The sequence below is a fragment of the Synechococcus sp. H70.1 genome (assembly GCF_047502705.1).
In the GTDB taxonomy this organism is placed as follows: Bacteria; Cyanobacteriota; Cyanobacteriia; order Thermostichales; family Thermostichaceae; genus Thermostichus.
In genome coordinates, this window is the sequence record NZ_JANSIV010000042.1 from 37,328 (window position 1) to 57,388 (window position 20,061).

Genomic DNA, 20,061 nt, shown 5'->3' on the forward strand with positions numbered 1-20,061 from the left:
GCCCAGTCTTCCTGCGCGGAGATAACCAGCACTCGCACTGGCGCATCAGAGGTGCTGATGTCGCAGTTGCGCGGAGATCCAGCATTGAGAACTGGGTCGATTTGAATCCCCAAAAAGCCCAGGTTGGCACAGGCTGCTGCCCGTACTGGCGCGGCGTTTTCCCCAATGCCGCCCGAGAAGACCAACGCATCCAGCCGATCCAAGCTCATGAGCATGGCCCCAATCTGGCTGCGCAGGCGGTGGACAAAGAGGTTAAAGGCCAGCTCGGCGCGGGCATGGCCTGCCTGCATGGCTTCCAGGATAACTCGCATGTCGCTGCTGAGGCCGGACACGCCCTTCAAGCCGGATTCCCGGTTCAAGATGCAGTCAAGCTCCTCCACGTCCATGCCCCGTCGCAACTGATGGATCAAAATCCCCGGATCCACCGAGCCGGAGCGGGATCCCATCATCAAGCCCTCTAGGGGGGTATAGCCCATGGTAGTGTCGACACTGCGGCCCCCGCGAATGGCTGCCAGAGAACAGCCATTGCCCAAGTGACAGGTGATGAGCCGCAACTCCTCTAGAGGCCGGTTCAAGATCTCAGCGGCACGGCGGGCGCAGTGCTCGTGGTTGATGCCGTGAAAACCATAGCGGCGGATCCCCTGCTCGGCCCAGGCATAGGGAAGGGGATAGAGGGCGGCTGCCGGGGGCATCTGCTGGTGGAAGGCGGTGTCGAAAACGGCCACCTGCGGGATCCCGGGCAACAGCCGGCGCAGGAGGCGAATGCCCTCAAGAGCAGCAGGGTTGTGGGCTGGGGCCAGGGGGCTTAGCTGTTCGATGGCTTCTTCCACCTCGGGCGTGATCACGGTGGGCTGGTGGTAGAGGGATCCCCCATGCACCACCCGGTGGCCGATGGCGTTGATCTCCGTTGCCCCTGCCAGCAGGGATCCCTCGCCTTGCCAGAGGCTTTGGAAGAGGGGAGCCAAATCGCCAATGCCGGCTGGGGGGGAAGGGGTAGGAAAAGGCTCCCAGGGGCCATCCTGCCGCCGCGTTTGGATGAGCGCCTTGCCAGGTTGGTAGGCAAAGTCCACCTGCGCCTGCCAGAGGGGGGTGGTCTCCACCTTGCCTTCAACAGTTGCAAAGAGAGAGACTTTGAGGCTGCTGGAGCCGGCGTTGAGAACCAGGATAGGCACGGGATCCCTCCTTTAGGTTTCAGGCTAGCTGGCCATTGGCTTGGGGAGGGTAGGGAACTCAGGCCGTTTGCGCTTGGCGCACTAGCCCCGTTGCCGCCAGCGCAGCCAAGGCGCGATCCCGGTAACGACCGTAGCGCTCTTGTTTACTGCGAACCTTCTGCCCCTCCAGCTCCGGCAGGAGGCCAAAATTGGCTGGCATGGGCTGGAAGTACTTGGGATCAGCGCTGCTGATGAACTGAAATAGGGATCCCATCATTGTCTCTGGGGGCAGCGTGATCAAAGGCAGCCCCAGGGCCAGGCGGGCGGCGTTCTGCCCGGCCAGCCACCCTCCCGCCACAGCGCAGGCGTAGCCCTCGGTGCCCACCAACTGGCCGGCAGCAAACAGGGTTGGCCGGCGGCGAAATTGCAACGTAGGCAGCAAAAGCCGCGGCGAGTTCAAAAAGGTATTGCGGTGCATGACGCCAAAGCGGACAAACTCCGCCGCTTCCAAGCCGGGAATGAGGCGAAAGACCCGCTGCTGTTCTCCCCACTTCAAATTGGTTTGAAAGCCCACCAAGTTCCACAGCTTGCCTGCTTTGTCCTCCTGGCGGAGCTGCACCACCGCATAGGGCCGGGTTCCCGTGCGCGGATCCACCAGCCCCACCGGCTTCAAGGGACCAAAGCGGAGAGTATCTTTGCCGCGGCGGGCCATTTCTTCAATGGGCAGGCAGCCTTCGAAAAACTTGCGCTCCTCTTTTTCAAAATCCTTGAGGGGCACCTGCTCTGCCTCCACCAGCGCCTGCCAGAAGCGCTCGTACTCCGCCTCCGTCATGGGGCAGTTGAGGTAGGCCGCTTCCCCTTTGTCGTAGCGGGAGGCCTGAAACACCACTGCCCGGTTAAGGGAATCCCCAGTAACAATGGGGCTGGAAGCGTCAAAAAAACTTAGGTATTCCAGGCCCGTGAAGGCTTGCAGCGCCTTGGCTAGGGGCTCACTGGTCAGCGGGCCGGTGCAGAGGACGGCTATCCCTTCCGGGATCTCGGTTACCTCTTCCCGACGCAGGGTGATGAGGGGGTGGTTGGCAATGGCCTCCGTTAGGGCCTGGCTAAAGCGAGCCCGATCCACGGCCAGGGCTCCCCCGGCTGGCACGGCGTGGCGATCAGCGGTGGCGATGACCAGGGAGCCCAGTTGGCGCAGCTCCTCCTTGAGCAGCCCTGCCGCCCGATCACTGGCTAGGGCCCCAAAGGAATTGCTGCACACCAGCTCGCCCAGTTGATCGGTGTGGTGGGCTGGGCTTTGCCGCACAGGGCGCATCTCCGAGAGGATGACGGGCACCCCCAACTGGGCAATTTGCCAGGCGGCCTCCGTCCCTGCCAGCCCTCCGCCCACCACATGGATGGGAGCCAGGGTTAGCGAGGGGTTTGGGGAGTGGTGCATCGCAGCCTCCAGGGAAAAGGATCCCAGCTCAAGCAGCAAAATGAATGCGCAAGTAGTCCTCTTCCATTTTGGCCCGCGCCGGCTTCATGGCGGCCAGGGTTTGGGGCAGCACCAGGTTGCGGCGGTGGTTGCCAATGCGGATGTTGAGCTCGTCGCCGGTTTTGCTTAACTCCACCTGCTCTTTCGGGACCCCGGGCAGGTAGAGATCCAGGCGGTACTGGCCGTTGTCGGTAACCACCTGTATCGTCTGCTCGGCATAGAACACCTCCGCCGGGTTGCGATCCCCCCAGAGGTCTTTTTTCAGGCGGGCCAGGGCCTCCCACCCCACCAGCTCCTCTGGGTAAAGCGGGATCTCCACCACAGGCAGAGGGGCAAAGTTCTCGTGGATCTCCCGGCGATATCTCTGTTGAGCGGCTTTCCAGGCAGCAAAGTAGGGATCCACCACCCCTTCCGGCAAAATACGGTTGGCGATCACTAGGTCGGTGGCGACGCCGTAGAGGCTGAGGTAGGCATGCGCCCGCAGGGACTCCTTGATCACCATCTTCTCTGGGTTGGTGACCAGGCGCACGGAAGTGATGCGGTTGTCGGTGAGGATGCGCTCCAGCCGCTCGATCTTTTGGTAGAACTCGTAGGGGGCATCCAGCACCTGGTCATCCGGCAGGGGGATCCCTGTTAGCCCTTTAACAATGGGCTCGGCGATGGGGCGCAGGACCCGCGCCAACCCCTGCAGAGGTTTGTAAAACCTGCGCATGTACCACCCGGAAACATCGGGCAGGCTCAAAAGGCGCAAGGCCGTGCCGGTGGGAGCTGAGTCAATGATTAGCACATCAAACTTACCCTCGTCGTAGTGGCGGTTAACCCGCACCAGGGCAAAGATCTCGTCCATCCCCGGCAGCACTGCCAGCTCCTGCGCCTGCACGCCGTCCAGCCCGCGGGCCTGCAGCACCTGCGTGATGTAGGTCTTGACGGATCCCCAGTTCAGCTCCAGCTCCTGCAGGGCGTCCAGCTCTGCTGCCCAGAGGTTAGGTTTAACCTCCACAGGTTCGTGGCCCAAGGGTTGGTCGAGGCTGTCGGCTAAGGAGTGGGCTGGATCGGTGCTCAAAACCAGGGTCTTTAGACCTAGCTCAGCACAACGCCAGCCGGTTGCCGCTGCCACGGAGGTCTTGCCAACCCCTCCCTTGCCGGTCATGAGGATGATGCGTTGCATGGGAGCGCCACTTACCTGCTTTTACAGCTCTAGGCTAACCGATTTCCTCTTTTCTCCCCAGCACCGCCAAGGGTTGGAGGGCAGTCAACAGGTACACTATTGATTGCTGAGAAGGTCAAGGCCAAGAATCAAGCCTGTCAAGGCATGCAGGAGGTAGAGGAGAATGCGTCGTTGGCGCAGTCTGCTGCTGGTTGTCATCCTAACGTTGGGGCTGTGGCTGGGATCCCTTCCTCTCCAGGCCGCTGCCGGCTTGCCGCGGGAGTTGCAGCAGCTGGAGCAACAGGTGGAGCGGCTACAAAACCTGGTGGACGCCGAGGACTGGCTGGAGATCCGCTCCTACATTCATGGGCCGATGGGCTTAACCCGTAAGACCTTGAACAGCCTAGCCTCCACCCTGCCAGACAAGCAAAAGCGGGAGGTGCTGCGCCTAGCCAAAGAAATGGGCCGCAGCTTGGAACAGCTGGACTTTGCCGCCAAAGCCTACGACCAGCCAGAGGTGGAAGCTGCTCAAGCCAAGGTGAGGAAGACGTTGCAAGAGCTGAAGGCCCTGTTTTCGTAGGCAGGGATCCCTTCATCCAGTTAAGGGAAAACGCTCCCGCAGATCTTGAACCACCGGTGGGGGCACCAGGTGATCGATGGGACCGCCTAGCTTGGCCACCTCCTTGACCAGGCTGCTGCTAACAAAGCTGTGTTCACTGGCAGTGGCAAGGAAAACGGTTTCCAATTCAGGAGCCAGGAGCTTGTTGGTATGGGCCATCTGCAGCTCGACATCAAAGTCAGACAGCACCCGCAAGCCGCGCACGATGACTTTTGCCCCCCGTTGGCGGGCGTAGGCCACCGTCAGACCGGAAAAGGTATCGACCTCAACGTTTTTTAGGTGGGCAACAGAGAGGCTAATCTGAGCCTGCCGCTGCTCAGGAGTAAACAGAGGGGTTTTGTTGGGGTTTTTCAAAACCGCAACGATGACTTTGGAAAACAAGCGGCTGGCCCGCTCGATGATGTCGAGGTGCCCAAAGGTGATGGGGTCGAAGCTGCCGGGATAGAGGGCAATCATGGTCCAAGGGGGATACTGCTTTTCCTTACCCTACCTGCTCGCGGGCCCAGGCCAAGTAGGTAGCACTTACCTGAGCAGCCGGCAAAGCCAGGATCTCTGGCTCCTGGTAAGGGTGAAGCTGCCGCAGCCGCTGTTCCAGGCGGGGATAGGCAGTGGAGGGCAACTTGAGCAACAGCAGGAACTCGCTATCCGTCTGCAGGGATCCCTGCCAGCGGTAGTAGGAGGTGATGGGAGGCAGCACCTGGGCACAGGCCACGTAGCGCTCGGCCACTAGGGTGTGGGCCAGGCGATGGGCATCGGCTTCGGAGCCCACGGTGGTCATCACCAGCGAGAGGGTCTCCAGGGCAGTCTTGTCGCTCATTAAATCTGGCTGCAGGAATGACTCTCCCCTAATCCTACCTTTGGATCTGGCCACTGCAAGGCCAAGAGCCCCAGCTCCTCGAGGGACGAAGCAAGGCTAGGCCAGCTCGCTGACACAGCCCCACCTAGGCAGGAGAGGGAAACCGCAAGAGCGCCGCCCTCTGGGGCAGGAGTCCGAAATTGGTGCTCGGTTCGGCTTGCCTCTTTGTGTAATTGCACTCCCCCCTTAGGCAACAGGCACCTACCAGAAAGCTACCTCTTGGGTAAGGCGGCAATGGAGCTTTGGGTTGGGGTGCCCAGATAGTGCCTAGCCGTTGGAGGGAGATCCCTTGGCCCGTTTGCAAGCCAAGCTCCAAGGAAGGGAAGTTGACCTTATCGCAACACCACTTTGGGAGAAAGCAGCAACGTCAGGGAGCCCTGGCCGCAATCAATGCGCCCTTCAGCAAAGCGCACGCGAGCCAGACCTGCTTTCTTGAGGGTAATGGCTTCGGGATGAGCTGGCTGCAGCCCAATGGCTGCCTGTACCCAGAGACTTAGATCTGGCTGGTGGCCGACTACAGCTAGGGAGGTGAAGGAACCCCGCTCCGTCTGCCAGCGCACCAAGTCAGCAAAGCTGCCGCCAGGGGCTAGCGGCTCAAACACTTCCAGGTCTTCGGCCAAGTTCTCGTCAAGGAAGATCTCTGCTGTCTGCCGTGCTCTAACTAGAGGGCTGCTGAGCAGGAGATCCCACTTCCAGCCCATGCTCTTAAGCTGGCGGGCAATTTTGCGGCAGCGCTTTCGGCCCTCATCCGTCAGGGCGCGCAGGGTGTCCTCCCTCCCTGGCTGGGGCTCTTCGGCTATGCCGTGGCGAACAAAATCCACGGTTACTGCCCTGCCTGTTCCTGGATTGTGGTCCTCGGCTCCAAGCTCAAGCTCCATCGGCACCTAGCAAACTTTCTCGTTCCTCTTAGGATACCTTGCCCTACTCAGGAAAAGCCTGAGGGCAACCCCAAGCCTTCCCCAGGAAATTGCAAGCGCCTGTAGCAGCGCCAGGCAACAGGAGTCCAGAGAGTTGTGGTAGGATGAATAGGCTAGTAGCCACTGTTTCAGGAGTTCCCGGGGCATGTCTGCGGCAATAGATATTGCTGATGCTACCTTTGAAGCTGAGGTGCTGCGCAGTGAGATTCCAGTTTTGGTTGATTTTTGGGCACCCTGGTGTGGCCCTTGCCGACTGGTGGCTCCTGTGGTGCAGGAGATAGCGGAGCAGTATGCCGGTAAGATCAAGGTTGTAAAAATCAATACTGACGAAAATCCCCAAACCGCCAGCCAGTACGGCATTCGTAGCATTCCCACCCTGATTCTCTTCAAGGGTGGCCAAAAGGTGGATATGGTGGTTGGCGCCGTTCCCAAGGCAACTCTGACCACGATTCTGGAAAAGCACCTTGGAAGCTCTGCTGAAGGCTAAGGTCCTGGCCAAGACCGAGAGCCTTGTCATCTCAAGATTTGGGTTCTAAGCCAAGCTTGAGAGGGAAAACTCGCTGCAGTAAGTAGGTAGATAACTCTGGATCCCAGCTTGACTGATTCTCTTTCCGCTCTGCTGCAAGAAATTTTTTCCAGTGCTGAAGCTCGTCTCAGGCAGTTAGACCATCACCCCAACCGAACAGCTTGGCTGCGGATTTTGCAGTCGCTGCAGCGGATGGGATCCCTAAAGCTCAGCCGTCTGGATGCCAAGATCTTGGCGGCTACGCTTGAGGATCTGGAGCAGGGCTTTGCCACCTTCCAAAACTACACCCAGCGGCGCAAGGTCACTGTCTTTGGTTCGGCACGCTTGGGGGCAGATAGCCCTGAGTATCAGCAGGCCCAGCTATTTGCCCACCGCATTAGTCAGCTAGGCTTCATGGTGCTGACAGGTGGTGGCGGTGGCATCATGGAAGCTGGCAATCGGGGGGCGGGGCCGGAAAACTCGTTTGGGCTGAATATCCAGCTGCCCTTTGAGCAGGTGGTTAATCCTTTCATTGCTGCTAGCGACCGGGTCATTAACTTTAAGTATTTCTTTTCCCGCAAACTTTTCTTTGTTAAGGAAACGGATGCACTGGTGCTGTTTCCCGGCGGCTTTGGCACGCAGGATGAAGCTTTTGAGTGCCTGACCCTGATGCAAACCGGGAAGACCAAACTCATGCCCTTGGTGCTGGTGGACAAGCAAGGCGGCTGCTACTGGAAGGAATGGGATGAGTATGTGCGAGAGCACCTTCTCAGCCGCGGCTTGATTAGCCCCGAGGATCTCCACCTTTATTCCCTAACTGACGATGTGGGAGAAGCCTGTCGGCAAATTGTTGATTTCTATCGCATCTTTCACAGCAATCGCTACGTGCGGGAGCTCCTGGTTTTGCGCTTAAACACCAAACTTTCGCCACAAGCCCTAGAAATTTTAAACGAGGAGTTTGCTGACATTCTCGACTCGGGTCGGATTGAGCAAACGGAGGCTCTGCCGGAGGAGGCTGAGGAGGACATTGCCCATCTACCGAGGCTGGTAATGCGTTTTAACCAGCGTAGCTTTGGGCGGCTATGGCAAATGGTGCGTCGAATCAACAAGCTTCATCCAGCACAACCGGATCCCCTGCAAATGCATGCCGACCAAACGCAATTAGCACCTCCAGAAAACTCCTAGAAAATGGTTACCTCCCATCAAGACACCTCCCAAGCGCTCTGCCCCTCTCTCTTTGGAAGCAGGAAGTTAGGGGGAGTACCCCTTGTTCCCATTTGACGTACCGGTGAGTGTCGGAAGGGCTCCCGATGGGCCGGTTGTTTGTCAAAATCTGCGGCATTACGCGGCAGGAGCAGGCGGAGGCCATTGCAGCGTTGGGGGTAAGCGCACTTGGGGTGGTGGCTGTGCCCAATACGCCGCGCTACTTACCTCTTTCGGCAGCGCGCTGGCTGAGATCCCTGCCCGGCCATGTGGAAAAGGTGGGGGTCTTTCTGAATCAGGATCCCCAAGTCATCGCCACCTGGGTGGAGGTGGCTGGCCTCACGGCTGTTCAGCTGCACGGCCAGGAATCTCCAGAAACGTGCCGGCAACTGGGAGAGTGGCTCCCTGGCATCCGCCGCATCAAGGCCCTGCGCATTCGCTGCCCGGCAGACTTGCAGGTAGCCGATCTCTACCGCGACTGTGTAGAGGTCTTGCTTCTGGATGCCTATCACCCCCAGCGGGCGGGTGGCACCGGACAAACCCTCAACTGGCCAGAGCTGGCCCACTGCTCCCTGCCCTTGCCCTGGCTGCTGGCCGGTGGACTTAACCCTGACAATGTTCTACAGGCCCTAAGCTATCTTCACCCTACCGGCCTTGATCTCTCAAGCGGTGTCGAGCGTCAGCCGGGCGACAAAGATTTGGGCAAAGTCCGGCGTCTGCTCCAGCAGTTGGAATCCCAAGGTTGGGAGATTGCGTCTGGTCAATCTCTACCCCCTGCAGGCTAGGAGGCCTCGAGCTGGATCCCTACTGCAAGGACTGAATCTCCAGCCCTGGCTCAAATATCACCTCCTTCACCTCTCCAAACCGCCCCATCGTCCCCAGATGGCGATCGTTGAAGGTCACCAACACCCCACCGGCATTGCCGGTGCGCAGCACAATCGATCGCTCGGCTTCCCAGTTTAGCTCCGCCCCCGGCTGCAGGGTGGCCTCAAAAACAGTTTTTCCGTCAGCAATAACCCGCAGCCAAGAAGGATGTTCCACTACGCGAATATCGAGGCGCACCGGCTTGCGCCGCTGGGCTTCCAACACGTCAGGGAAAACCCCTTTGATATGCGTCCATTGCTCCAAGGTGGGAAACATCTGGCGAAGGGTTGGCTTTGCTTCTGGATTGCGCTCAGAGGAGTTGGCCGCCTGCGGCTGCAACTGGGATCTCTCACTGCCTGCTAGCCAATTTCCGAGAGAATTGCCCCTACCGTCTAGCAGAGCCGACAGCCCTCCTACCGCCAGCACGACTAGCACCACATAGCCCGCCCAGAGGTGGAAGGGACGCAGAGCAAAGGCCGGCTGTTCACTCACAGCAATACGAGAAGAGGGCTCGGGAGGCGTTTTGGATAGTAGCAGCGGCAACGCCTGCCGAGATAGCATTTCGCCCTCCAGCCCTAGGTAGTTGGCATAGCGCTTGATGAAGCCTTGCACGTAGACCGGCTCCGGCAGCTTACTTAAGTCGGCTTCCTCCAGGGCCTGCAGATATTGGGAGCGAATAAGGGTGTCATTAGCCACCTCTGCCAATGTCAGTCCCCGTGCCTCCCGAGTTTGCCGCAACAGGGATCCCAGGGCTTCCAATCCCGTTAGCGGGACAGAGTCCTTAGAGCGTTCCGGCTCTTGCATCGTTGGGCTACCTGCAGAAGTTCCCCCGCTAAAGATTATGAAGAGGGAGAGGAGGAGTGAAAAGAGGCACTTCTGGACGGAGCTGAGCCATCAGCAACCGCAAACGGGGCTAGCAAAGCCTGAACCTCCTGCGGCTGCAACAGGCGAAACTGACCTGGCTTTAGCTTACCTAGACGCAGCGGACCAATCGCCTCCCGGTGTAAGCTAAGCACAGGATGGCCCAGCTGCTCGGCCACCCGCCGAATTTGCCGGTTGCGGCCTTCAAATAGGACTACCCTCAGCCAAGAGGAGTGGGAGGTGCTTCCAAAAGGGGGCGGATTACAAAACTCCACCTCTGCCGGCAAAGTGGTAGACCCATCCAAGTCGACGCCCTCCCGCCACCGTTGCAGAGTGGCTTGGCTGGGCCGCCCCTGCACCTGCACAAGATAGGTCTTGGGCAGATGGTAGCGCGGATGGGTCAGCTTCAGCGTCAGGTCGCCGTCGTTAGTCAGAAGCAGGGCCCCACTGCTGTCGGCGTCCAATCGGCCTACCGGGTAGAGACGGATCTGCCGGTTCCAGGGTGGTGGGAGCAGATCCAAGACAGTCTTGCGTCCCCAGGGATCCCTACAGGTGGACAAGACTCCCAGGGGCTTGTGCAGGAGCAAAACGTAGCGGACGGGATCCCTGAAGCGGATCACCCGTCCATCCACCTCGACGCGATCCCGTTCCGGATCGGCTTTAAAGCCCAGCTCGGTGACCACCTTCCCATTGACTCGAATGCGTCCGGCTAGGATCCAGGCTTCCACCTGGCGGCGGGAGGCCAAGCCCTGCTGAGCCAAAAGTTTCTGGAGCCGTTGGGGTGCTGCCATAGGCAAGGGGACTAGAGCAGAGTCTTTGTATTGCAAAAGCAGATGGCCAGAGTCGGGGGGGCAGCAGGGGTTGCCCGTTTAGGCAGGAAACCAAAGCTTCCGCCCGTTTGTGGCCTGTAGAGCTGAGAGACGGGTAGTGCCTGCTAACAAAACGGTGTAGCTATTGGTTACCCAACTCCTCTGCTTCGCCCTCACTGCCCTCTTCAACCGTTTCCTGGTTCTTAGATGAGGATCCCTCCTGCTTGGTTTCGGCGTCCCGTTTCAGTTGGTTAAGCAGAGCCAGAACGCGGGATCCCCGCTCCAAAGAGCGATCCTGCAAAAACACCACCGTCGGCACCCGTCGCAGGCCGAGGCGCTGGCCAATTTCCCGCCGCACAAAAGGAGTGGCGGCAGCCAACCCCTCCATTGTTTGCTGCTGAGCTGCTTCGTCGCCATAGATGCTGACGAAGATGCGGGCGTTTTGCAGATCCCTGGAAACCTCTACGTCCACAACGCTAACCATGCCTGCTCCCACGCGGCTATCCTTGATCTCCGAGAGCAGGATCTGGCTAACCTCCCGCTTGATCTGCTCGGCTACTCGGGCTACCCGTCGCTCCGTTGCCATTTTTGGACACCTAGGTTACCCCTCATCCGCAAACCGGTTCTGGCGAGTGTGAAGCAAAGCCCTCGTCAGCTTGATCCTAAGAACAGTAGCCGCTGCTACGAGCATCCCTCCCTTCTACCTTTATCCTGAATCCATGTCCACCTTGCCTTGAGTATGAATACCTAAAGCCATCGATGGATGGAGACGTGATGATCAAGACGCCAGAGGCCCTGCGGCGCTCCATTGAGCAGTTTGTGCTGAATGTCACAGAGCCGCTTGACCCCTTCCTCTCCCTGAAGCTAACTCAATTGGTGGTGATGCTGGGGGATACAGCGTATGCAATGGGGTACAGCGATGGCCAACAAAAGCCAAATGAACGCTGCCGCTATTGTCCCAGCCGGCTGCTCGACCGTCCAGAGCTTTGACAGAGCCCTTTAAGGTTCTTCACAGCCTAGCTGCTGGCTGTCCAGGAGGGAGGAATGAGTTGAAAGGGGTGGTGGGAACCGGCCAAGATGGGATCCCGTCCCTCAGTAGCCTATGACTTCCCCGGTTTTGATTTGGCATCGCCGCGATCTGCGGCTGGCGGACAACACAGCCCTCCACGCGGCGGCGCAGCGCAGCTCCCAGGTGGTGCCGGTTTTCGTTTTCGACCCGCAGGTTTTGCAGCGGGCGGATATGGCCCCGGCCAGGGTGGCGTTTCTCCTCCAGGCGTTACAGGAGCTGCAGGAACGCTACGCCCAGATGGGGATCCCGCTCCTCTGGCGGCGGGGGGATCCGGCAGTGGAGCTGCGGCAGTTGGCCACCGAGCTGGGGGCGCAGGCCGTGTTTTGGAACGAGGATCTGGATCCCTTGGCCCGGCAGCAGGAGAGTCGGGTGCGGGCTAGCTTGACGGCAGCCGGGATCCCGTCTTTTTCTTACCAAGATATGCTGCTGCACGGGCCGGGGGAAGTATTGACCCAGGCGGGGGAGCCCTACTCGGTTTTTACCCCTTTCTGGCGCCGCTGGTCCAGCTTGCCCAAGCCGGATCCCTTCCCCATTCCCAAGGAGCTCCAGCCGCTGCCAAACCTCGAAGCCCAACCGCTGCCCACCTTGGCGGATCTGGGCTTTGTCTGCAACCAGCGGATCCCGACCTCAGGCGAGAGGGCAGCCCAAGCGCTGCTGGAGGAGTTTTGTCAGGGCCTGCGCATTTTGGACTACGAGCGGGCCCGCAATTTTCCGGCTGAACAGGGCACCTCTCTCCTCAGCCCCCACCTGTGCTGGGGAACCATCGGCATTCGCCAGGTGTGGCAGGCCACGCGGGAGGTGGAAGCAGAGGTGCGCAGTGAAGAGGCCGAGAGCAGCTTGCGCACGTGGCGGCAGGAGCTATGCTGGCGCGAGTTTTACAAGCATGTCTTAGCCCACTGGCCCCACGTGGAGAGCGGCGCCTACCGGCGAGCTTTTGATGCGCTGGAGTGGGACAACCGGCAGGACTGGTTTCAGGCCTGGTGCGCCGGAGAGACGGGCTACCCCATCGTAGATGCGGCCATGCGCCAGCTCAACGAGACCGGCTGGATGCACAACCGCTGCCGCATGATCGTGGCCAGCTTTCTAACCAAAGATCTGCTCATCGACTGGCGCTGGGGAGAGCGCTACTTTATGCAGAAGCTGGTGGACGGGGATCTGGCCGCCAACAACGGCGGCTGGCAGTGGAGCGCCGGTGTGGGTACGGATCCCAGGCCACTGCGCATCTTCAACCCGGCCACCCAGGCGGCCCGCTACGACCCGGAGGGGGAGTACATCCGTCGCTACCTGCCGGAGCTGGCGGGGCTAGATACCCCGGCTTTACTGTGGGTGGGGGAGGATCCCAAGGGATCCTGGGCCCTACAGGAGCGGCGGCGCTGTGGCTACCCGGATCCCATCGTGGATCACAAGGTGCAGCAGCAGGAGTTCAAACGGCGCTACCAGGCGGTGCAGCGGCAACAAAAAGGGGATCGCCTGGATCCCCTCCGTCTCTAGACGCTCCAAGCCCATGCCGGCTTGCCGGAGACTAGGGCTTGAGCTCGCTGGGGATGCGCTCCCCGAAGAGAACTGTGTAGAGGATGCGGTAAATGTCGGTGTTCAGGATCCCGGTGGTGGGCACCAGCTCGCGAGCGTTCAGACCCGCCGCGCGGGCAATAACTCCACTGCCCACATCATCCTTGCTAGCCCAGGAGATGCCAAAGGGAAAACGCTTGCCATTTTTGTCCGGAGCGGAAAGGAAGGGCTTTGTGCCGGTGCCGTCCACGCCGTCGAGGGGAGCGCCGCTTCCTTCGGGGTCGGTGGGGGGTAGCGGCTTATCAGCAGACTCCACATCCACCAACTGCATCCCGCCGGCGTTGCTGTCGCTGGTGGTGATCATGAAGGTCTTGGGATTCTTCTCGATGAAGTTAAGGATTACCCCAATGGCATCGTCAGCCCGCTTCATGGCCTCCAGGCAGCCGGAAGCATTGAGGTTGTTGCACATGTTGTCGGTGCCCTCTTCCTCAATGACGGCAAAGAAGCCCTTAGGATTGCGGGAAATCCGCTCTAGGGCAAACTGCGTCATCTCGGCAATGGTGGGCGCACTGGCGATGTAGTTGGGCAAGTTTTCTTTGCGCAGCTCTTCTTCAGGTTTGTCGTAGAAGGTGTCCTCTACGTTGAACACCCCCAAAACCTTGGCGGCATCCGCTGGCAGCTTCAGCAGCTCGTCGCGGGTATAGACGACGGCATACCCTTTTTTCTTGGCTTCCTCGATGAGGTTGCGGCCGTCCTTGCGCTTCCCTTGGCCAAAGCGCCCCTGGACGCCTTCCGGCAGCAGCCACTCCTCACCGGCCCCCAGGATGATGTCTACCCCCGACTCCACCACTTCCAGGGCAATCTCCTCGTAGTCGCTGCGCTTGGGAGCTTCGGCCACAAAAGCAGCCGTCCCCGGCTCGATGATGGATCCCGACTGCACCAGGGCCGTGCCCAGGCCTGCCGCCACAGCTTCTTCCATGATCGTGTTCAGGGTGCCGTTGGCGGAAGGATACTCCTTGCCCTCGGGATCCAGCCCGAAGGTCTTAGCGTGGACCCGGGTTCCCGTAGCATGGGTCACCGCCCCGCCGTTGGAGGTTCCACCCAGTTGGTCGAGATGATGCCCCCGGTAGGTGGTAATAACCGGCAGGCGATCCCAGTTCAAGAAGCCATCCGGGCCATAGTAGAGAATGCGGGCAATGTCCCAGTGGGAGGCCGAAGTGCCATCGGGGTGGAAAAAGATCGCCCCGTTGCCGGTCGGCTTCGGCGCCGCCTGAGCCAGGCTAGAAAAAAGGGAAGAGGACAGCAGGCACAGCGTTGCGGCCAAAGCTGCCCTCAGAGAATAGTTACGCATAGTAAACCTGCCCTTGCTCGTTCAAGGCTGAACGTCAAGGAAAGTAACACAGCCTTGGATCCCTTAGCAAGGTCACAGGCAAAACCCGCGGCAGAGCCCACCTGCAACAATGGCCTGCCGCTTATGTCTATACCTAGAGTTAACTATCTCTTAACCACCTCATAACGTCAAGGCTGCTTGCAGAGCTCCAGGGCCTAGCCGGCTTCGGGTCAAGGGGCTCTTTGGGGGCAGGGGTGGGATTTTGGGTCTGCCAGGCCTGCCTAAGCTGTCTGAGGCCTTGTTGCCAACGCTGCAGTTCCCCGGCTGCCAGCGGGATCCCGCCAAAGCGCACCTCCAGGTAGCGCTGCAGGAACTGGATGGCCAGCTCGGCCTGGGGCAAGTTGGACTGGCGCAAGTGTTCTAGGCAGGCTTCAGGACCTAGATGGGCTGGGATCCCCACTGCCGTCGCCAGCTCCCGCAGTTGGAGGTAAAGCCTTGAGATGGCCTGGCGGCGCTGCTGGGACTTGGGCAGGGCCGTCGGGATCCAGCGCATGCCAGCAAAGGCCAGACTTGGCAGCAGGATCCCGATCATCCAGGTGGGCCATTCTGGGGGCGGCTGCCACAGGGATCCCATCACCACCCCATTGCCAAGCGTGGCCAAGAGGACCCATCCCCCATCCCGCCAGTGCAAAGCTTGGTAGCGGCGGCGGCGGCCCCAGTAGGCCGTGAAGCCGGTGATCAAAATCACCCCCAGCAGCGGCAGGCTGTTTTGCTGCAGCCTTTGCCCCCAGCCCACCAAGCTGCGGCGGAGGGCGGCAACGACATCCTCCTGCTTTTGGGGAGCGGTCACGCGGCTGGCCAGCTCCTGAATCTGCCGCCAGATCTGCCGCTGGGTGGATAGGTCGTACTGGATGACGTACTTAAACCAACGGAAGCGCAGGCTGTCGTAAAAATCTTGCAAGGGATCCCACCAGCTTTGCCGCTGGCTAACATTGGCCTCTGGCGGCGTGGCGTCGAAGCGGATCCATCCATAGGGGCCAAAGGGGATCTCCGTCCAAGAATGGGCATCGGCGTTGCGCACCGCCAGGTACTTCTCCTGCGCCACCCAGCGCCCACCCAAAAAACCATTGACCACGCGGGCCGGGATGCCAAGGCTGCGGGCCAGCACCGTCAGGGCGGTGGCAAAGTATTCGCAGTGGCCGCGGCGGTGGGTAAACAAAAAGGCCTCCAAAGGCGGCTCGGCCCCGGGATCCGGCAGATCTGTGGTGTAGGCGTAGTTCTCCAGCAGGTAGTTCTGCAGAGCCGCTACCTTGCCAAAGACGTCGGGGATCCCAGCCGTGATCTCCTCTGCCAAGGCGGGAATGCGCGGATCTAGATCTGCCGGCAACTGCAGGTAGGCTGCCCGCTGGATGGGGTCAAGAGCACTCAGCAGCTCCTCCTGGCTAAGCTGGCGCAGGCGGGGCTCCAGATCGCGGGGGATCCAGCTCACGGCGCGGTAGAGATAGGGCAGCCGGGGGGGCAGAGAATGGCTGACATCCCCGCTCTCGTGCAGGAGGAGGCGGCGAGTTTGCCGTTGCCATGCCTGCTGAGGGGTCATCACTCCACCCCGATCCAACCACTCCACCTCCAGCAGCGGCGCCACCCCAAAGACGGTGTTGGTGGCCAGCGGCTCTAGGTAGATAAGCTGCTCTAGGGGGAAGAACTGGAGGTCGCTAGCGGTGGGGATCAAGGGGGAAGCCGAGAGATCAAAAACCCCTGCTGCAGTGGGGAAAATCGGGATCGCGTGGTCCAGCGTCCGCGACCAAGCCCGCCCGTCGTAGCGATCAAAGCTGATCCCCCGCCAGTAGAGGGACTCCACCTGGGGCGGCACCCCCGCCGGGAACTCCACCCGCATGACAACAGTGCTGTCGGTCTTGAGGGTGCCGAACTCCCCCAGGCTGACTTCCTCGGCAAAGCCGGTGGTCATCACCGGCGAGCGGGTCTGCCGGCCTAGGAGCCCCAAGCTAAGGCGCGGAAAGAGGAAAAACAAAACCACCGAGAGAAGGGTTGCCAGCAAAGCCAGGGATCCAAGCAACCCCAGAAAGTTGAGGTCGATCCCGCGGACTTGGCTAGCCGCCTGGGGGTGCTGCTCCGCCTGCAGGCGCAGGTGATAGAGGGTGAGGTTAACCAGCCCCACCCCCACATACAGCAGGAATAAAAACCCAAAGCTGACGTCCTCGTTAAAGAGGGTGGCAATGGCCATCAGAAGCAAAGACAACACCGCCAACTGAATGTGGTCGGCTGCCCGCTCCCGCTGAAACAACTTGGCCCCCGTAAGGTAGAGCACCAGGCCTATGGCCCCATCCGAAAGCGGCAGCACGCCCGCAAGCACCAGGGCCGCCAAGCCGACCAGCACGCTCACCGTCAGGGGCATCCACAGGGGCGCATAGCGGGCAAAGCTAATGCGGGGCGGCTCCCAAAACCAACTGGCAGCCCCCGCCGCCAAGCAGAGGGCGATAACCGCCGGCGACAGGGCCTGATCCCCAAGGCAGAGGGCCGTAAAGGCGATCCCCACCAGCAGGTAGATGAAGAGCTTTTGGACGGCAAGCAGTGGCCAGCTCATGGGCTAGGTTGCTTCGGGATCCCTCAAGTGGCCCTTCCAAGATAGCCAAGTCTTTCCTCTTCTCCTGCCCCCTATTGCCGCCACCCCTTGCGATGGGGAGAAGACAGACTTCTGCTGCAGCACTAGAATCGTTAATGTTCCTTAACTTTTGTCGTTTTTCGACTCGCCAATTTTGGGCAGAGTCTCCACCCACGCTGCACACAGAGGGGATGAGATGTCCGGCCAAAACGAAATCCATGTGGTGGGGGCACGGCAGCACAACCTCAAAAACCTCGAGCTGCGGATCCCGCGCAATCGCCTGGTGGTGTTTACCGGCGTCTCCGGCTCTGGAAAATCTTCTCTGGCCTTCGACACCATCTTTGCCGAGGGGCAGCGGCGCTACGTGGAGTCCCTTAGCGCCTATGCGCGGCAATTTCTGGGGCAACTGGACAAACCGGATGTAGACCGCATCGAGGGCTTGAGCCCGGCCATTGCCATCGACCAAAAGTCCACCAGCCACAACCCCCGCTCCACGGTTGGCACCGTAACCGAAATCTACGACTACCTGCGGCTGCTGTATGGGCGGGCCGGGATCCCCCACTGCCCCCATTGCGACCGGGTGATTGCCCCCCAGACGCTGGATCAAATGGTGGACCAGATCCTGGCCCTGCCGGAGCGGACGCGCTTTCAGTTGCTTGCGCCCGTGGTGAGGGGAAAAAAGGGCACCCACGCAGCGCTCTTGCAAAGCCTGCGCCAGCAGGGGTTTGTGCGGGTGCGCATCGACGGCCAGGTGCGGGATCTCAGCGAGGAAATTGAGTTGGCCAAAAACAAGGCCCACACCATTGAGGTGGTGGTGGATCGGCTGGTTAAGGGCCCGGAGATCGCAGAGCGGCTGGCCGATTCCCTGACCACCTGTCTGCGCCAGTCGGGGGGACTGGCGGTGGTGGAGCTCTTGCCCCGTGAAGACGAACGGGAACACCTGCTGCAAAAAGTAGCCGAGGTGGCGGGGCAGTACCTCAACGGCAAGCCAACGGAGCTGATCTTTTCGGAACAATTTGCCTGCCCCGAACACGGCTCCGTGCTGGGCGAGCTGTCGCCGCGGCTATTTTCCTTTAACTCCCCCATCGGCGCCTGTCCCGTCTGTCACGGCCTGGGCTTTGAACCCATCTTCGACCCCGACCGGATCGTGCCGGATCCCAAGCTCCCCCTTTATGCGGCCATTGCCCCCTGGGCGGAGCGGGAGAACCCCTACTATCTGGCGCTGCTGGCGGGGGCTGCTAAGGCCTTTGGCTTTGAGCTCAGCAGCCGCTGGTGCGACCTTACCCCCGAGCAGCAGCAGCTCCTCCTCTACGGCAGCGACCAGGAGATCTACGTTGAGGCGGAATCCCCCCAGGGGAGCCGGGGCTACTACCGCCGCTTCGAAGGGGTGATCCCGCAGTTGCAGCGGCACTACCAAGAAACCACCTCCGAAACCTACCGGCAAAAGCTGGAGACCTACCTCACCTACCGCCCCTGCGCTGCCTGTGGCGGATCCCGGCTGCGGCCAGAGGCCCTGGCCGTGCGCGTCGGTGGCTACCGCATCACGGATCTCACCGAGATCTCCATCCGCGACTGCCTGCAGCGCCTGGAGCAGCTCCAGCTTACCCCCCGCCAAGCGCAGATTGCCGAGCTAGTGCTGCGGGAGATCAAAACCCGCCTGCAGTTTTTAATTGACGTGGGCCTTGACTACCTCACCCTGGCCCGACCGGCCATGACCCTTTCGGGGGGCGAGGCGCAGCGGATCCGGCTGGCCAGCCAGATTGGCTCCGGCCTAACGGGGGTGCTCTACGTGCTGGACGAACCCTCCATTGGCCTGCACCAGCGGGATAACCAACGCCTCTTGCAAACCCTATTCCGCCTACGGGATCTGGGCAACACCTTAATTGTGGTGGAACACGATGAAGAGACCATTCGCGCCGCCGACCACATCGTGGACATTGGCCCTGGCGCTGGCATCCACGGCGGAGAAGTGGTGGCCCAAGGATCTCTAGCCGACATCCTAGCCTGCGAGCGCTCCCTCACCGGCGCCTATCTGGCGGGGCGGCGGCGGATCCCAACCCCAGCTCAGCGGCGACCTGGCAAAGCCGTCTCCCTCAAGCTCACCGATGCCCACAAAAACAACCTCAAGCACATCGATGTGGAGATCCCCCTGGGCAAGCTGGTCTGCGTCACCGGCGTCTCCGGCTCCGGCAAGTCCACCCTGGTCAACGAGTTGCTCTACCCTGCCCTGCAACACTACCTCGGCCAGAAGGTGCCTAAGCCAACGGAAATGGGGGAGCTACACGGCATCGAACACATCGACAAGGTCATTGTCATCGACCAATCCCCCATTGGCCGCACCCCCCGCTCCAACCCCGCCACCTACACGGGCCTCTTTGATCCCATCCGCCAGGCCTTTGCCCAGACTCTAGAGGCCAAGGCCAGGGGCTATCACTCTGGCCACTTTTCCTTCAACGTCAAGGGGGGGCGCTGTGAAGCCTGCAAAGGGCAGGGGGTGAACGTGATTGAAATGAACTTCCTGCCGGATGTGTATGTTACCTGCGAAGTGTGTGGGGGCAGCCGCTACAGCCGCGAGACCCTCCAGGTCAGGTACAAGGGCAAAAACATCGCCGAAGTCCTAGACATGACGGTGGGGGAGGCGCTGGAGTTTTTTGCCGCCCTACCCCCTGCCGCCAAGATTCTACAGACCTTGGCCGATGTGGGCCTTGATTACATCAAGCTGGGGCAGCCCGCTCCGACGCTTTCCGGGGGGGAAGCGCAGCGGGTGAAGCTGGCGGCAGAACTGGCCCGCCGCTCCACCGGCAAAACCCTCTACCTGCTCGATGAACCCTCCACCGGCCTGTCCTTCTACGACGTTCACAAGCTCTTGAATGTTCTGCAGCGGTTGGTGGATGCGGGCAACACCGTACTGGTGATCGAGCACAACCTGGACATCCTCCGCTGTGCCGACTGGATCATTGACCTGGGGCCGGAAGGGGGCGACCAGGGCGGCCAGATTGTTGCCGTCGGCACCCCTGAGGAAGTGGCCGAGCAGCCCGGATCCCACACGGGGCGCTACCTAAAGCAGGCTTTGCAACAACATCCCCCCGGTCAGTAAGAAAGGGAGCGGATGCATACCCAGTTGTTC

General features: G+C 60.7%; 18 protein-coding genes and 1 pseudogene. 7 read left to right on the forward strand and 12 right to left on the reverse strand.

Annotated elements, in window-relative coordinates:
• From NW827_RS03205 to NW827_RS03215, 3 genes are all read right to left on the reverse strand, one after another.
• Positions 1 to 1,172 (reverse strand): acetate kinase (locus NW827_RS03205; RefSeq protein WP_414503327.1); only part of this gene is annotated, 1,172 nt, incomplete at its 3' end.
• A 58-nt stretch (positions 1,173 to 1,230) separates the two neighbouring features.
• Complete coding sequence (trmFO, locus tag NW827_RS03210) at positions 1,231 to 2,586, reverse strand: FADH(2)-oxidizing methylenetetrahydrofolate--tRNA-(uracil(54)-C(5))-methyltransferase TrmFO (RefSeq protein WP_414385412.1); 1,356 nt, start codon at positions 2,584 to 2,586, stop codon at positions 1,231 to 1,233.
• Positions 2,587 to 2,614: 28 nt separating this feature from the next.
• The gene (locus NW827_RS03215; protein ID WP_414361425.1) at positions 2,615 to 3,793 is read right to left on the reverse strand and encodes a TRC40/GET3/ArsA family transport-energizing ATPase; all 1,179 of its coding nucleotides are present in this window, start codon (positions 3,791 to 3,793) and stop codon (positions 2,615 to 2,617) included.
• A gap of 163 nt (positions 3,794 to 3,956) precedes the next feature.
• On the opposite strand from NW827_RS03215, the gene psbQ reads away from it, so the two are divergent.
• Positions 3,957 to 4,352, forward strand: coding sequence for a photosystem II protein PsbQ (gene psbQ, locus NW827_RS03220; RefSeq protein ID WP_414361423.1), 396 nt, complete (start codon positions 3,957 to 3,959; stop codon positions 4,350 to 4,352).
• A gap of 12 nt (positions 4,353 to 4,364) precedes the next feature.
• Here psbQ and coaD read toward each other — a convergent pair whose 3' ends face one another.
• The 3 genes from coaD to sixA all read right to left on the reverse strand — a co-directional run bounded on the left by coaD (position 4,365) and on the right by sixA (position 6,068).
• Positions 4,365 to 4,847 carry a pantetheine-phosphate adenylyltransferase gene (coaD, locus tag NW827_RS03225; RefSeq protein ID WP_414361421.1) on the reverse strand — a complete coding sequence of 161 codons (483 nt, stop codon included), beginning with the start codon at positions 4,845 to 4,847 and terminating at the stop codon, positions 4,365 to 4,367.
• A 25-nt stretch (positions 4,848 to 4,872) separates the two neighbouring features.
• On the reverse strand, positions 4,873 to 5,208 hold the full coding sequence (gene cutA / locus NW827_RS03230; RefSeq protein ID WP_414403636.1) for a divalent-cation tolerance protein CutA: 336 nt from the start codon (positions 5,206 to 5,208) through the stop codon (positions 4,873 to 4,875).
• A 371-nt stretch (positions 5,209 to 5,579) separates the two neighbouring features.
• On the reverse strand, positions 5,580 to 6,068 hold the full coding sequence (sixA, locus tag NW827_RS03235; protein WP_414503328.1) for a phosphohistidine phosphatase SixA: 489 nt from the start codon (positions 6,066 to 6,068) through the stop codon (positions 5,580 to 5,582).
• A 241-nt stretch (positions 6,069 to 6,309) separates the two neighbouring features.
• Between sixA and trxA the strand changes: the two genes are divergently transcribed.
• The 3 genes from trxA (at position 6,310) to NW827_RS03250 (ending at position 8,657) form a co-directional block, all read left to right on the forward strand.
• Positions 6,310 to 6,651 (forward strand): thioredoxin, encoded by a 342-nt coding sequence (trxA, locus tag NW827_RS03240; protein WP_414361416.1) that lies wholly within the window; start codon positions 6,310 to 6,312, stop codon positions 6,649 to 6,651.
• Positions 6,652 to 6,759: 108 nt separating this feature from the next.
• Complete coding sequence (locus NW827_RS03245) at positions 6,760 to 7,854, forward strand: TIGR00730 family Rossman fold protein (RefSeq protein ID WP_414403634.1); 1,095 nt, start codon at positions 6,760 to 6,762, stop codon at positions 7,852 to 7,854.
• Between the two features lie 125 nt (positions 7,855 to 7,979).
• Positions 7,980 to 8,657, forward strand: coding sequence for a phosphoribosylanthranilate isomerase (locus NW827_RS03250; protein WP_414503329.1), 678 nt, complete (start codon positions 7,980 to 7,982; stop codon positions 8,655 to 8,657).
• 19 nt (positions 8,658 to 8,676) lie between these two features.
• Here the strand turns inward: NW827_RS03250 and NW827_RS03255 are convergent, their stop codons facing one another.
• From NW827_RS03255 to rbfA, 4 genes and pseudogenes are all read right to left on the reverse strand, one after another.
• On the reverse strand, positions 8,677 to 9,297 hold the full coding sequence (locus tag NW827_RS03255) for a DUF4115 domain-containing protein (RefSeq protein WP_414503344.1): 621 nt from the start codon (positions 9,295 to 9,297) through the stop codon (positions 8,677 to 8,679).
• Between the two features lie 12 nt (positions 9,298 to 9,309).
• A pseudogene (locus NW827_RS03260) lies at positions 9,310 to 9,540 on the reverse strand (helix-turn-helix domain-containing protein); the annotation flags it as partial.
• A 35-nt stretch (positions 9,541 to 9,575) separates the two neighbouring features.
• Positions 9,576 to 10,388 (reverse strand): pseudouridine synthase, encoded by an 813-nt coding sequence (locus NW827_RS03265; protein WP_414361410.1) that lies wholly within the window; start codon positions 10,386 to 10,388, stop codon positions 9,576 to 9,578.
• Between the two features lie 160 nt (positions 10,389 to 10,548).
• On the reverse strand, positions 10,549 to 10,992 hold the full coding sequence (rbfA, locus tag NW827_RS03270) for a 30S ribosome-binding factor RbfA (protein ID WP_414403632.1): 444 nt from the start codon (positions 10,990 to 10,992) through the stop codon (positions 10,549 to 10,551).
• 188 nt (positions 10,993 to 11,180) lie between these two features.
• On the opposite strand from rbfA, the gene NW827_RS03275 reads away from it, so the two are divergent.
• Together NW827_RS03275 and NW827_RS03280 are read left to right on the forward strand one after the other, a co-directional pair.
• A complete protein-coding gene (locus tag NW827_RS03275) occupies positions 11,181 to 11,396 on the forward strand; it encodes a hypothetical protein (protein WP_414403631.1) in 216 nt (71 codons plus the stop codon).
• Between the two features lie 112 nt (positions 11,397 to 11,508).
• Positions 11,509 to 12,966, forward strand: coding sequence for a cryptochrome/photolyase family protein (locus NW827_RS03280; RefSeq protein WP_414503330.1), 1,458 nt, complete (start codon positions 11,509 to 11,511; stop codon positions 12,964 to 12,966).
• A 31-nt stretch (positions 12,967 to 12,997) separates the two neighbouring features.
• Here the strand turns inward: NW827_RS03280 and NW827_RS03285 are convergent, their stop codons facing one another.
• A complete protein-coding gene (locus NW827_RS03285; protein ID WP_414403629.1) occupies positions 12,998 to 14,335 on the reverse strand; it encodes an alkaline phosphatase in 1,338 nt (445 codons plus the stop codon).
• 139 nt (positions 14,336 to 14,474) lie between these two features.
• Entirely contained in the window at positions 14,475 to 16,916 is a 2,442-nt protein-coding gene (locus NW827_RS03290) for a DUF3488 and DUF4129 domain-containing transglutaminase family protein (RefSeq protein ID WP_414403628.1), read from the reverse strand.
• 214 nt (positions 16,917 to 17,130) lie between these two features.
• On the opposite strand from NW827_RS03290, the gene uvrA reads away from it, so the two are divergent.
• A complete protein-coding gene (uvrA, locus tag NW827_RS03295; RefSeq protein WP_414503331.1) occupies positions 17,131 to 20,031 on the forward strand; it encodes an excinuclease ABC subunit UvrA in 2,901 nt (966 codons plus the stop codon).
• Positions 20,032 to 20,061: the final 30 nt, after the last annotated feature.

Excerpts from the sequence above, each read along its gene's own strand:
- trmFO (WP_414385412.1), bottom strand. The coding sequence starts at position 2,586 with ATGCACCACTCCCCAAACCCCTCGCTAACCCTGGCTCCCATCCATGTG.
- NW827_RS03215 (WP_414361425.1), bottom strand. The coding sequence starts at position 3,793 with ATGCAACGCATCATCCTCATGACCGGCAAGGGAGGGGTTGGCAAGACC.
- psbQ (WP_414361423.1), top strand. The coding sequence starts at position 3,957 with ATGCGTCGTTGGCGCAGTCTGCTGCTGGTTGTCATCCTAACGTTGGGG.
- coaD (WP_414361421.1), bottom strand. The coding sequence starts at position 4,847 with ATGATTGCCCTCTATCCCGGCAGCTTCGACCCCATCACCTTTGGGCAC.
- cutA (WP_414403636.1), bottom strand. The coding sequence starts at position 5,208 with ATGAGCGACAAGACTGCCCTGGAGACCCTCTCGCTGGTGATGACCACC.
- trxA (WP_414361416.1), top strand. The coding sequence starts at position 6,310 with ATGTCTGCGGCAATAGATATTGCTGATGCTACCTTTGAAGCTGAGGTG.
- NW827_RS03250 (WP_414503329.1), top strand. The coding sequence starts at position 7,980 with ATGGGCCGGTTGTTTGTCAAAATCTGCGGCATTACGCGGCAGGAGCAG.
- NW827_RS03255 (WP_414503344.1), bottom strand. The coding sequence starts at position 9,297 with ATGCTATCTCGGCAGGCGTTGCCGCTGCTACTATCCAAAACGCCTCCC.
- NW827_RS03265 (WP_414361410.1), bottom strand. The coding sequence starts at position 10,388 with ATGGCAGCACCCCAACGGCTCCAGAAACTTTTGGCTCAGCAGGGCTTG.
- rbfA (WP_414403632.1), bottom strand. The coding sequence starts at position 10,992 with ATGGCAACGGAGCGACGGGTAGCCCGAGTAGCCGAGCAGATCAAGCGG.
- NW827_RS03275 (WP_414403631.1), top strand. The coding sequence starts at position 11,181 with ATGATCAAGACGCCAGAGGCCCTGCGGCGCTCCATTGAGCAGTTTGTG.
- NW827_RS03280 (WP_414503330.1), top strand. The coding sequence starts at position 11,509 with ATGACTTCCCCGGTTTTGATTTGGCATCGCCGCGATCTGCGGCTGGCG.
- NW827_RS03285 (WP_414403629.1), bottom strand. The coding sequence starts at position 14,335 with ATGCGTAACTATTCTCTGAGGGCAGCTTTGGCCGCAACGCTGTGCCTG.
- NW827_RS03290 (WP_414403628.1), bottom strand. The coding sequence starts at position 16,916 with ATGAGCTGGCCACTGCTTGCCGTCCAAAAGCTCTTCATCTACCTGCTG.
- uvrA (WP_414503331.1), top strand. The coding sequence starts at position 17,131 with ATGTCCGGCCAAAACGAAATCCATGTGGTGGGGGCACGGCAGCACAAC.